This is a genomic window from Pseudomonas brassicae, from assembly GCF_010671725.1.
GTDB lineage: Bacteria > Pseudomonadota > Gammaproteobacteria > Pseudomonadales > Pseudomonadaceae > Aquipseudomonas > Aquipseudomonas brassicae.
Map to the genome: position 1 here is coordinate 1 of NZ_JAAHBU010000508.1, position 11,661 is coordinate 11,661.

An 11,661-nucleotide genomic window follows, 5' to 3' on the forward strand; every position below is an offset into this window, starting at 1 on the left:
TTCTGGCGCAGGGCGGCAACGCCTTCGATGCCGCCATTGCCGTGAGCGCTGCCCTGGCGGTGGTCGAGCCTTACGGCTCGGGGCTGGGCGGTGGTGGCTTCTTCCTGCTGCGCCAGGCGGGCACGCCCGCTGGCTACACGTTCATCGATGCCCGCGAACGGGCGCCAGGCGCCGCCACGCCCGCCATGTACCTCAAAGACGGCAAGGTACAACCCGGGTTGTCGATCAACGGCCCGTTGGCGGCGGCCATACCCGGCCTGCCGGCAGCCTTGGCGGACCTGGCCGCCGAGTACGGCCAGCTCCCGCTCAAGCGCTCGCTGGCACCGGCGATCCGCCTGGCCAACCACGGTTTTGGCGTCGACCGGATCTACCGTGACCGTGCCACGACGCGCCAGGCCGCCCTGCGCGACGACCCCGAGAGTGCACGGCTGTTCCTGCACGACGGCAACGTACCGGCGCTGAATGCCTCCATTCGCCAACCCGAACTCGCCATCACCTTGCAGCGCCTGGCCGACCACGGCCGTGACGGCTTCTATACCGGGCCCACCGCCAAGGCGCTGGTCGATGGCGTGAAGGCCGCGGGCGGCATCTGGCGCCTGGACGACCTGGCCAATTACCGCACCGCACATCGCGAGCCCTTGCGCTACCGCCTGGCCGACCAGCGCGAACTGATCAGCGCACCGCCGCCCTCGGCCGGTGGCGTTGCCCTGGCGCAGAGCCTGGCGATGCTGCAGCGGTTACCGTGGCAAAGCGCCGACAAGGTCCAGCGTGCCCATTACGTGGTGGAAGTGCTGCGCCGTGCGTACCGTGACCGTGGCCTGCTGGGCGACCCGGACTACGTCACCAACCCTGTACCGCAGTTGCTCCAGCGCTCTTACCTGACCCGGCTGGCGGACGGCATCGACGCGTACGCGGCGACTCCAAGTGCCAGTCTGCCGCCCTCGCCGACCTGGCGCGAGGGCGACCACACCACGCACTTTGCGGTGATCGATGCCGACGGCAACGCGGTGGCCGCCACCCTGTCGGTCAACCTGCCGTTTGGCGCCGCGTTCACAGCGCCCGGTACCGGTGTGGTGCTGAACAACGAGATGGACGATTTTGCCGCCGACCCGGCCGGCAGCAACAGCTATGGTCTGGCTGGCAGCCAGGCCAACGCGGTGGCGGCGGGCAAACGGCCGTTATCCAGCATGAGCCCCAGCTTCATCGAAAGCCCCAGCCAGTTCGCCGCGTTCGGTACGCCGGGGGGCAGTCGGATTCCGAGCATGGTACTGCTGTCGGTGCTGGAGTACCTGGGCGGGCAGCCAGTGGCCCGTTGGCCGGCAGTGGCGCGTTATCACCATCAGTACCTGCCAGATGTGATCGAGCACGAGCCGGGTGCATTCAGTGCGGCCGAGCAGCAGGCGCTGCAGGCCCGCGGCTATCAACTGAAGGATGTGGGCCGCCAGTACGGCAACCAGCAGGTGCTGTTGTGGGACAAGGCCAGCCAGACGCTGGAGGCGGCCAGCGACCCACGCGGGGTGGGCGCTGCCGAAGTGATCGCGCGCTGACCGCTACGACTGGCAGCGCGGGCAGAACACGCTGGCGCGCTGGCCCAGGGTCACGTTGCGCAACACTGTGCCACACACCTTGCACGGTTCTTCACCGCGGCCATACACGAACAGTTCCTGCTGGAAATAACCCGGCTGACCATCACCGCCAATGAAGTCGCGCAATGTGGTGCCGCCGCGCTCGATGGCATGCGCAAGTACACGCTTGATCTCGATACCCAGGCGCACATACCGCGCCCGCGAAATCCCCCCCGCCGGCCGGCGCGGGTCGATGCCCGCCGCAAACAGCGCCTCGGTCGCGTAGATGTTGCCCACCCCCACCACCACCGCGTTGTCCATGATGAACGGCTTGACCGCCATCGAGCGCCCGCGCGACTGCTGGAACAGGCGCTCGCCGTCGAACAGGTCGGTCAGCGGCTCCGGCCCCAGCCGCAGCAGCAATTCGTGCTGCTGCGGGTCGGCGGTCCACAGCATCGCGCCAAACCGGCGCGGGTCGGTGTAGCGCAGTGCCAGCCCCGACTCCAGCTCGATATCCACATGTTCGTGCTTGGCCGCCGGCAAGCCGGCTTCTACCAGGCGCAGGTTGCCCGACATGCCCAGGTGGCTGATCAGCGTGCCCACCTCGGCATTCAGCAGCAGGTACTTGGCACGCCGCTGCACCGACACGAAGCGCTGCCCGGACAGGCGCACATCCAGGTCTTCGGGGATCGGCCAGCGCAGGCGGCGCTCGCGCACCACCACACGGCTGACACGCTGCCCCTCCAGGTACGGCGCAATGCCGCGGCGGGTGGTTTCGACTTCAGGAAGTTCGGGCATGGATCAGTGTGTACCCATTTCGCGGATGGTCTGCTTGAGGTTTTCGAAGTCGTACTCCGACAGGCCCACGTAGTCGAGCACCAGGTGCCCGACGGTGTTCCATTCGTGGTCGACGCTCTGGTTGCCCAGCACCCGGTAGGAGCTGCAGATGTGCTCGGCCATCTTCAGGATCGCCAGCAGGTTCTTGAGCTGGGTATTGCGCGCCGACTCGTCGCTGAACACCGCCAGCGCGTTGTGGTGGTTGGCAATCGCCGCGCTGACATGCTCCGGCAGGCGCCAGGACTTGGCCGTGTAGTAACCGACCACCGCATGGTTGGTATTGAACACGCGGTTCTCGGTGTCGACCACGCGCTGCTCAGGCCCGGCGTTGGCATAGGCCTGCTCCAGGGTGTCCATGTAGTCGGGGAAGCGCTTGAGCATCAGCGGCACCCCGCAGTCGTGAAACAACCCCAGCGCATAGGCTTCGTCCACCGCCTGCGAGCCGATGCGCTTGGCCAGGGTCAGGCAGGTCATGGCCACGTCCTGGGCGGTGTCCCAGAACCGGTTGAGGGTGACGATGGTGGCATCGCTCATCTCGCCCTTGATCGACTGTGCGTTGATCAGGTTGATGATCGAGCGGCTGCCCAGCAGGTTCACCGCGCGCTGGATCGAGGCAATCTTGTTGGTCAGCCCGTAGTACGGCGAATTGACCAGTTTGAGCAGCGCGCCGGACAGGCCCGGGTCCTGGGCGATCAGCTTGGCGATCGTCTCCAGGTCTGGGTCGGGCATGTACTGCTCGAACTGCAGGTCGACCATGATCTGCGGCTGTGGCGGTACGCTGATGCCCTGCAGGGCTTGCTGGATCTGTTCGGGGGAGAGTTCCTGGGACATAAGTACACACTCGGGGCTGAGGGGCGATTCTAACCCCGCAGACGCACCGGGAAACACCCGTTGATGGCATCAGAAACACTTTGCCGGCGCATGGAGGGCTATTTGTCGCGCGCTGAGCCGTGTGCCCGGCCGACGCGCTATACTCCCGCTCTTTTTTCCGGAGCGACGTCATGTCCCTGCCCAGCCTTCGCCTCAAAGCCAACGCCGACCGTCGCCTGCGCGCCGGCCACCTGTGGGTGTACAGCAACGAAATCGACGTCGCCGCGACCCCGCTGCATGGCTTCAAGGCCGGCGACCAGGCGGTACTCGAAGGTGCCGGCGGCAAGCCGCTGGGCATCGTCGCCATGAGCCCCAACAACCTGATCTGCGCACGCCTGCTGTCGCGCGACGCCAAGCTGGCGCTGGACAAGTCGCTGCTGGTGCACCGCATCAACGTGGCCCTGTCGCTGCGCGAGCGTCTGTTCGACAAACCGTTCTATCGCCTGGTGTACGGCGACTCGGACCTGCTGCCGGGCCTGGTGGTCGACCGTTTCGGCGACATCCTGGTGGTGCAGCTGGCCTCGGCCACCATGGAACAGCACAAGGACGACGTGATCGCCGCCCTGGTGCAGGTGCTCAAGCCAAGCGGCATCCTGTTCAAGAACGACTCGGCGGCACGTGATGCCGAGGGCCTGAACCGCTACGTCGAAACCGTGTTCGGCCTGGTGCCGGAGTGGGTCGCGCTGGAAGAGAACGGCGTGAAGTTCGAAGCGCCGGTGATGGAAGGCCAGAAGACCGGCTGGTTCTACGACCACCGCATGAACCGCGCGCGCCTGGCACCGTACGTCAAAGGCAAGCGTGTGCTTGACCTGTTCAGCTACATCGGTGGCTGGGGCGTGCAGGCCGGTGCGTTTGGCGCCAGTGAAGTGTTCTGCGTGGATGCGTCGAGCTTTGCCCTTGATGGCGTGGAGCGCAACGCGGCGCTCAACGGCATTGCCGAGCAGGTCACCTGCGTCGAAGGCGACGTGTTCGAGGCGCTGCGTGAGCTCAAGGCTGCCGAGGAGCGTTTCGACGTGATCGTGGCCGACCCGCCTGCGTTCATCAAGCGCAAGAAAGACCTGAAGAACGGTGAAGGCGCCTACCGCCGCCTGAACGAGCAGGCCATGCGCCTGCTGAGCAAGGACGGCATCCTGGTCAGTGCGTCGTGCTCGATGCACCTGCCCGAAGACGACCTGCAGAACATCCTGCTGACCAGCGCCCGTCACCTGGACCGCAACATGCAGCTGCTTGAGCGCGGCGGCCAGGGCCCGGACCATCCGGTGCACCCGGCGATCCCGGAGACCCGCTACATCAAGAGCATCACCTGCCGCCTGCTGCCCAACAGCTGAGTGCGGTGAATCAAAAATCCCGGCTGGTGCCGGGATTTTTTTGTCTGGGCAGTGCCCTACTTGCCTGGCTGTGTATAACGCTGCACGCCCAGCTCTTGGCCATCGACTTCCAGCGTCTTGTAGCGCGGGCGCACCAGCTTGAGCGTGCCCTGGCGCATCTGTTCGATCAGCTTGCGCCCCTTGGCACCACCCTCCAGCCGCGCCACATCACGCCATACGCCATGCTCGCGTGCGTACACGAGCACCGACGTGGAGTACGCTTGCTTGGACACCACCAGCACCTCGCTGGCCCCATCACCGTCCATGTCCACCTGCCAGGCCACGCAGCCAGGGCCGCTGCAGTGGATGGCAGTGGCCGACACCTGTAACAGTTGCGCACTGCCCTCAGCCTCTGGGCCGACCCATTCCAGCTTCGGCCCATACTCGCGCGGCGACATGTTCAGCGGCTCTGCCTCCAGCAAACGGTCAGCCAGCACCTCGCGGGCCGGCGCATCCAGAATCTGCCCCTCCTTGACCAGCCGCGACAACCGCTCGAACTGCGCCACTCCAGGCTCGCCAAGGCGATGGCGCAAGGTGCGCATGTCAAATGCCTCAGCCGGCGTACGCCCACTCAGCAGTCGCTCGACCTGATTGGCGGCGCTGTGGGCCATGGGGTCAAGCACGGGCGTGAACACCAACAGCAGCAGCACAAAACTCAACAACGCAATCAGCGGGTTGCTGCGTCGCAGGCTACCCAGCCAGATCGCCTGCCGCGGCCGTGCGGCCCACAGCGCAGCCAGGCTGTGCACCAGGGCAATGCCCACCAGCAACAGGGCGAGGAAACGCTGGGGCGTCAGGCCATACTGGTCGATGCGCAGCCAGCTCGAGTAACTGGCCAGCAGCATCAATACCGGCAGGCACATCAGGCTGATGTTCACCAGCAGCTTCAGCGGCCGGGCATAGACGGCATCCTGCTCGCCATCCTGGAACACCCCATTGACCAGGAACAGCGTGCTGCCCACCAGGCACAACAGGATGCTGGTGGAATGGCCGGTGCTGAAGATCGGCTCGACACCCGTGAGCGCCAGCGCCAGGGTAAACACTACGGCAATCAGTGCGCACAGCGGCAGCAGGTAGCGGCAGACGGTAAGCAGCACATTGCGCAACAGGCCGATGACCTTGTCGTTGTCACGGCCCATGTGCATGCCCAGCGCGAAGAACAGCGGCAGGGCACCGAACATGAAGTAATACGAACCCACCGCATCGCGCGCAAAGGGCGCGCCAAGCAGGGCAAACAGCTGGCCGCACAACCAGAACAGCAGCCAGAATGCGAGCATCACCAGCAACGCCAGCAGCACGATGAAGGCGTTGTTCCAGGCATGCTGGAACAGGTCTCGATAGCGCACGCGGCGGCCCTCGCGGGTCGGCCAGCTGAGCACGAACGCGGTGCCGATGTAGGTCATCACAATGGCCGCGGACACCCAGCGCATCCATAGCCAGTGGCCGACGTCCTGGGCGTACAGCCACGCGGACATGCCGCCATCAGCAGGGCCAAAGCGCCCGCCAGCAGCCAGGTGCCGCGTTGGCGCAGCTGATGGCCGAGCAGTTGCAGGTTGAGCCCGCCGACCAGTGCCAGTGTGCTGGTGAACGCCGCCAGCACCGGCTGACGATAGAACAGGCCACTGGACAGCAGCAGCGCCTGGACCACGGCGATGGCAAGGTAATACAGCACAGGGCGGTTCAGCGTGGGCATTCCAAATCCTTTTGCGGGGGTGCACAAGGCGCGCAGTCTAGGGCCAACTGCAGCGCCCGACCAGAGCATGGTTGGTCTATCTGTTGCGTGACACGGAGGCTTCGACCCCATCGATTTCCAGTGTCAGGTAGCGCGGCCGTACCGGCTTGAGCGTGCCCTGGCGGATCTGCTCGATCAGCACGTCACTGCCCTTGAGCCCGTCCAGGCGCGACTCGTCGCGCCACACGCCATTGTCACGCACGTACAGAAACGCCGCGTGGGTGTACGCATGCTTGGGCACCAGCAACACTTCGTTGACGCCATCGTCGTCCATGTCCACCTGCCACGCCACGCAACCCTCACTGCCGCACTGGGTCCGCGTCAACGAGACCTCCAGCAACTGCGCACTGTCTTCAGGCGCTGGCCCTACCCACTCAAGCTTGGGCCCGTAGGCGTCCCGCGAGCGGTCCACCGGGTCGGTCTTCACGATGAGCCTGGCCAACTGTTCACGGCCGCGGGCATCGAGGATCTGCCCCTGTTCGAGCGACTTCGACAAGGCCTCGAACTGCTGGACACCCGCGGCGCCGAACTGGTGACGCAAGGTGTGCATGTCGAACTGGTCGACCGGCGTACGCCCGCTCAACAGCCGCTCGACCTGGTTGGCGGCACTGTAGGCCAATGGATTGAGGACCGGTGTGAACACCAGCATCAGCAACACGAAACTCAGCAGTGCAATCATTGGGTTGCTGCGACGCAGGCTGCCCAGCCACACCGCCTGGCGCGCCAGCACCGCCCACAGTGCCGCCAGGCTGTGCACCAGGGCAATGCCGATCAGCAGCATCGCGAGGAAGCGGTCCGGCGTCAGCCCGTACTGCTCGATGCGCAACCCGCTCGCGTAGCCTGCCAGCGCCACCAGCAACGGCAGGCAGGCCAGGCTGACGTTCACCAGCAGCTTCAGGGGGTTGGCGTAGCCGGCGTTGTGCTCGCCGTCCTGCAACACGCCATTGACCAGAAACAGCGTGAAGCCCACCAGGCACAGCAGGATGCCGGTGGAGTGGCCGGTGCTGAAGATCGGCTCGACCCCGCTGACCGCCAGCGCCAGGGTGAACACCACGACGATCAGTGCGCACAGCGGCAACAGGTAGCGGCACACGGTCAGCAGCACATTGCGCAGCAGGCCGATGACCTTGGCGTTGTCGCGGCCCATGCGAATGCCCAGCGAGAAAAAGAACGGCAGGCCGAGGGCAATGAAGAATGGATCGGACACCCGCTCGCTGACCTGCGGCGCGCCGAGCATCGTGAACAGCCGCCCGCACAGCCAGAGCAGCAGCCAGAACGCCAGGGTCACCAGCCATGCCAGCAGCACGATGAACGCCGTGTTCCAGGCGTGCTGGAACAGGTCTGCATAACGCAGGCGAACGCCTTCGCCAGTTGGCCAACTGAGCACGAAGGCGGTGCCGATGTAGGTCAGCACCACCGAGGCCAGGCACCAGTGAATCAGCACCCAGTCGGTTCCGGCCTGGACGTACGCCCAGGCGGACATGCCGGCCATCAGCAGCGCCAGGCCGCTCACCAGCCACAGGGTACCGCGCCGGCGCACCGTACTGCCGAGCAGTTGCAGGTTGAGCCCGCCGACCAGCGCCAGTACGCCGGCAAACACACCGAGCACCGGCTGATGCAGGACATAGCCGCTGATCAGCAGCGGCCCCTGCACCAGGGCTATCGCCAGGTAATACAGCATGGAGCGGTTCAGCGCGGGCATTTCAAATCCTTTTGGGCGTGCACGGGGCGCGCAGTCTAGGGCCAACCGCCTGCGCACGGCTAGTCAGATATCCAGCACCTGCGAGGCGATCCCGAAGTACACCAGCACCCCTGCCGCATCCGCGATCGAGGTCACCAGCGGGCCACTCGCCGTGGCCGGGTCCAGGCCCAGGCGGCTGAGCAGGAACGGCAAGCTCATGCCGATCAAGCTGCCCACCAGTACGATCACCAGCATGCTGCTGGCCACGATGAACGCCACGTCGGACCCGCCACGCAACGCGCCCAGCGAGGCCACCGCCACGGCCATGCTCAGGCCCAGCAGCAGCGCCACACCGCACTCGCGCCCCAGCATCGACAACCAGTCACGCAGCACCACCTCGCCGGTGGCCAGCCCGCGCACCATCAGCGTGGCCGACTGCGCGCCCGCATTGCCGCCGCTGTCCACCAGCAACGGCAGGAAGAACACCAGCACGATGTTGGCCGCAATGGTGTCTTCGAATGCCGCGATGCCGGCGCCCGAGAACAGGTTGCCAAACACCAGCAACACCAGCCAGAACACCCGCTTGCGGTACAGCAAGCCGATGCTGGCGGTCTTCAGGTTGCCGATGCGCGTGGCGATCAGCGCGCCCTTGTGGAAGTCTTCGGTGGCCTCCTCCACCACTACGTCCATTGCATCGTCACACGTGACGATGCCTACCAGGCGCGCCTGCTCATCCAGCACCGGCAATGCCGGCAGGTCGTGATGACTGATCAGCCGCGCCACCGACTCCTGGCTTGCCGCCACGGTGACACTCACCACCGGCTTGACCATCAGTTGCGCCACCGGCGTGTCGGGCGCCGCCAGGATCAGTTCGCGCAACGACAAGGTCCCGAGCAGGCGCCGCTGCTCGTCGAGCACGTAGGCCTGGTAGAGGGCCTGGGCATCCGCTGCCTCGCGGCGCAATGCGTCGATCGCCTGGGCGGCAGTGAGGTCCACCGCCACACGGGCATACGCGCTGCTCATCAAGGCCCCCGCCGTGCCTTCGGCATGGCTGCAGACGCGCCGCAGGTCATCGCGCTCGGCCTGGGCCTGGGCCCGCTCGGTGTAGAGGTGCGAAGCGCAAGGGGCATGCGCAAATTCAAGGTGCTTCATAGTGCTCTCCAGGCACCCGCGCAGGGTGCCGTGGAGCCGCACGACAGGACGCGTCAGCTCACAGGCGCCCCGCCGCCGGGTGCGGTCGGTGCCAGAATGTAAGTTCGTGATGAACTGAAACTGGGAAGGTCCATTGACGGTGTCGTCTCGTAAGCCGCACATGCGGCGCGGGGATAGTAGCCATGTCGCACGCACGGCGACACCCTGCACAGGTCATTTCTGAAATGTCCTACATCCATTCACCGACGAGCGAAAACGCCCATCCGGCCAATGCGCCATTCCTTCCCGCCGCCAGCGGTGTAGAATCGGCCTATTCATCGCCAGTCATCCCCGGCGGGTTTATGAGCTCTGGTCGAGCCCTCGGCGATCCCGTGGCGTTTTCGGCCTCATCCGTACCAGCGGCCACCTGCCTTCGGTACAAAGGACCAGAGAAGCTCACTCCCCTTTTTGTTACCTGATTAGCCGCCAGGAGTGCTTCATGCCTGATTACCGCTCGAAAACGTCCACCCACGGTCGCAACATGGCCGGCGCACGCGCCCTGTGGCGCGCCACCGGCATGAAAGACGCCGACTTCAAGAAGCCGATCATCGCCATCGCCAACTCGTTCACCCAGTTCGTCCCGGGCCACGTGCACCTGAAGGACCTGGGCCAGCTGGTGGCCCGCGAGATCGAGCGCGTCGGCGGCGTGGCCAAGGAATTCAACACCATCGCGGTGGATGACGGCATCGCCATGGGCCATGACGGCATGCTCTATTCGCTGCCAAGCCGCGAGATCATCGCCGACTCGGTCGAGTACATGGTCAACGCGCACTGCGCCGACGCCATCGTGTGCATCTCCAACTGCGACAAGATCACCCCCGGCATGCTGATGGCCGCGCTGCGCCTGAACATCCCGGTGATCTTCGTGTCCGGCGGCCCGATGGAAGCCGGCAAGACCAAACTGGCCAGCCACGGCCTGGACCTGGTCGACGCCATGGTGATCGCTGCCGACAGCTCGGCCAGTGACGAAAAAGTCGCCGAGTACGAGCGCAGCGCCTGCCCGACCTGCGGTTCGTGCTCCGGCATGTTCACCGCCAACTCGATGAACTGCCTGACCGAAGCCCTGGGCCTGGCCCTGCCGGGCAACGGTTCGACCCTGGCCACCCACAGCGACCGCGAGCAGTTGTTCCTGCAGGCCGGGCGCACCATCGTCGAACTGTGCCAGCGCTACTACGGCGACAACGACGAATCGGTACTGCCGCGCAATGTCGCCAACTTCAAGGCGTTCGAGAACGCCATGATGCTGGACATCGCCATGGGCGGTTCGACCAACACCATCCTGCACCTGCTGGCCGCCGCCCAGGAAGCCGAGATCGACTTCGACCTGCGCGACATCGATCGCCTGTCGCGCAGCGTGCCGCAGCTGTGCAAGGTGGCGCCGAACATCCAGAAGTACCACATGGAAGACGTGCACCGCGCCGGCGGCATCTTCAGCATCCTCGGTTCGCTGGCCCGTGGCGGCCTGCTGCACACCGACCTGCCGACCGTGCACAGCCGCAGCATGGAAGAAGCCATCGCCAAGTGGGACATCACCCAGACCGACGATGAAGCCGTGCACCACTTCTTCAAGGCCGGCCCGGCCGGTATCCCGACCCAGACCGCGTTCAGCCAGTCGACCCGTTGGGAAACCCTCGATGACGACCGTGAGAACGGCTGCATCCGCAGCTTCGAGCACGCCTATTCGAAAGAAGGCGGCCTGGCCGTGCTGTACGGCAACATCGCGCTGGACGGTTGCGTGGTGAAGACTGCCGGCGTGGACGAGTCGATCCACGTGTTCGAAGGCAACGCCAAGATCTTCGAAAGCCAGGACAGCGCGGTGCGCGGCATTCTGGCCGACGAAGTGCAGGCCGGCGACATCGTGATCATCCGTTACGAAGGCCCCAAAGGCGGCCCGGGCATGCAGGAAATGCTGTACCCAACCTCGTACCTGAAGTCCAAGGGCCTGGGCAAAGCCTGTGCACTGCTGACCGACGGGCGTTTCTCGGGCGGCACCTCGGGCCTGTCGATCGGCCATGCTTCGCCAGAGGCGGCAGCCGGTGGCGCGATTGGCCTGGTGCGCGACGGCGACAAGGTGCTGATCGACATTCCCAACCGTTCGATCAACCTGTTGGTCAGCGATGAGGAACTGGCGGTACGCCGTGCCGAGCAGGACCAGAAGGGCTGGAAGCCGGTCGAGAAGCGTCCGCGCAAGGTGACCACGGCACTCAAAGCCTATGCCCTGCTGGCCACCAGTGCCGACAAGGGCGCGGTGCGCAACAAGGCGATGCTGGATGGGCTGTAAGGCCTCGCGGCAATGAAGAACCGGCGCCCAGGCGCCGGTTTTTTTTTGAGCCTGCGTTGGCCTCTTCGCTGGCAAGCCAGCTCCCACAGGTACCCCGCCGTTCTCAGTGCACGTGATTATCCTGTGGGAGCTGGCTT

Annotated in this window: 9 protein-coding genes; 3 read left to right on the forward strand and 6 right to left on the reverse strand. The window is 65.5% G+C overall.

What is annotated here, in order from left to right:
* A partial coding sequence (locus G3436_RS25390) for a gamma-glutamyltransferase family protein (RefSeq protein ID WP_163950918.1) occupies positions 1-1,547 on the forward strand: 1,547 nt, incomplete at its 5' end.
* Between the two features lie 3 nt (positions 1,548-1,550).
* Here the strand turns inward: G3436_RS25390 and mutM are convergent.
* Together mutM and G3436_RS25400 are read right to left on the reverse strand one after the other, a co-directional pair.
* Positions 1,551-2,363 (reverse strand): bifunctional DNA-formamidopyrimidine glycosylase/DNA-(apurinic or apyrimidinic site) lyase, encoded by an 813-nt coding sequence (gene mutM, locus G3436_RS25395; protein ID WP_163950920.1) that lies wholly within the window; start codon positions 2,361-2,363, stop codon positions 1,551-1,553.
* 3 nt (positions 2,364-2,366) lie between these two features.
* Positions 2,367-3,233, reverse strand: a complete 867-nt coding sequence (locus tag G3436_RS25400; RefSeq protein WP_163950923.1) for an HDOD domain-containing protein — start codon at positions 3,231-3,233, stop codon at positions 2,367-2,369.
* Between the two features lie 170 nt (positions 3,234-3,403).
* Here G3436_RS25400 and G3436_RS25405 point away from each other — a divergent pair, with 170 nt between their 5' ends.
* Positions 3,404-4,600, forward strand: coding sequence for a class I SAM-dependent rRNA methyltransferase (locus tag G3436_RS25405; RefSeq protein WP_163950925.1), 1,197 nt, complete (start codon positions 3,404-3,406; stop codon positions 4,598-4,600).
* A gap of 56 nt (positions 4,601-4,656) precedes the next feature.
* On the opposite strand, the gene G3436_RS25410 is transcribed toward G3436_RS25405, so the two are convergent.
* The 4 genes from G3436_RS25410 to mgtE form a co-directional block, all read right to left on the reverse strand.
* On the reverse strand, positions 4,657-6,060 hold the full coding sequence (locus G3436_RS25410; protein ID WP_338001322.1) for a DUF4153 domain-containing protein: 1,404 nt from the start codon (positions 6,058-6,060) through the stop codon (positions 4,657-4,659).
* On the reverse strand, positions 6,042-6,332 hold the full coding sequence (locus G3436_RS28070; RefSeq protein WP_243667317.1) for a hypothetical protein: 291 nt from the start codon (positions 6,330-6,332) through the stop codon (positions 6,042-6,044). Before G3436_RS28070 ends, G3436_RS25410 begins: the two co-directional genes overlap by 19 nt.
* A gap of 76 nt (positions 6,333-6,408) precedes the next feature.
* Positions 6,409-8,073: a DUF4153 domain-containing protein gene (locus tag G3436_RS25415; protein ID WP_163950929.1), complete on the reverse strand. Its 1,665-nt coding sequence runs from the start codon at positions 8,071-8,073 to the stop codon at positions 6,409-6,411.
* A gap of 63 nt (positions 8,074-8,136) precedes the next feature.
* Positions 8,137-9,204, reverse strand: a complete 1,068-nt coding sequence (mgtE, locus tag G3436_RS25420; RefSeq protein WP_243667318.1) for a magnesium transporter — start codon at positions 9,202-9,204, stop codon at positions 8,137-8,139.
* Positions 9,205-9,682: 478 nt separating this feature from the next.
* Between mgtE and ilvD the strand changes: the two genes are divergently transcribed.
* Positions 9,683-11,524 carry a dihydroxy-acid dehydratase gene (ilvD, locus tag G3436_RS25425; protein ID WP_163950934.1) on the forward strand — a complete coding sequence of 614 codons (1,842 nt, stop codon included), beginning with the start codon at positions 9,683-9,685 and terminating at the stop codon, positions 11,522-11,524.
* The last annotated feature ends 137 nt before the right edge of the window (positions 11,525-11,661 follow it).